Source organism: Arhodomonas sp. KWT, from assembly GCF_010993615.1.
Genome location: NZ_WNXE01000824.1, coordinates 1 through 746 on the forward strand (window position 1 = coordinate 1; position 746 = coordinate 746).

The window sequence follows — 746 nt, forward strand, 5'->3', positions numbered from 1 at the left end:
GTGAGCACGTCAACGGCCATGCCGGCATCGTTCTTCAGGGTGTATTCATAGACCGGAGTGCCTTCGGGCGTCTCGCCGAAAGGACTGCGGGTCACCGACATCGCGTGCACCGTCCCGGCGGTGGCAACGGCGATCACGACGGCGAGGCCCGTCCGTGCCGTATAGGACATAGCTTCCTCCTCCTTGCGGTTGTCCCGCCGACCGTGGGCCGTTCCGGTTCCCGGCCGGCGCCGTCGCGTCCGTGCATCCGTCCGGATGCCCCGGACGCGCTATGCTTTTTATTCACCATAGAACCTGATCAATAACCTACAAATACGATTTCCCCCATGAATTCATACCCGAACGGTTATACATGCCCACAACGGGTGAGCCACGGCGGCGCGGCCCCGGAGGTGCGGCCCCGGAGGTGCGGTCCGCCGATACTGACGCAGAGCGGATTCAGCGAAAAAGAAGGGCGCCCGCACCGGGCGGGTGCGGACGCGAAACGGGGAGAAGAAACGGCGTGTATGCCTGCCGCTAGTGCAGCGGCCAGGTCGCCACCTGCGGGAAGGTGAGCATGATGGCCAGCACCGTCACCTGCAGCGCGATGAACGGGAGCAGCGAGGTGTAGATGTCCCGCAGGGTGATCCCCGGCGGGGCCACGCCCTTGAGGTAGAACGCCGCCGGACCGAACGGCGGACTCAGGAAGGAGACCTGCATGTTGATCGCGAACAGGATGCCGAACCAGACCGGGTCGTAGCCGATCT

Annotated in this window: 1 protein-coding gene; it reads right to left on the reverse strand. The window is 64.6% G+C overall.

The window, feature by feature from the left end; all coding sequences use genetic code 11:
• Positions 1–516: 516 nt before the first annotated feature.
• Positions 517–746 (reverse strand): TRAP transporter large permease subunit (locus tag G7A99_RS22690; RefSeq protein WP_163144283.1); only part of this gene is annotated, 230 nt, incomplete at its 5' end.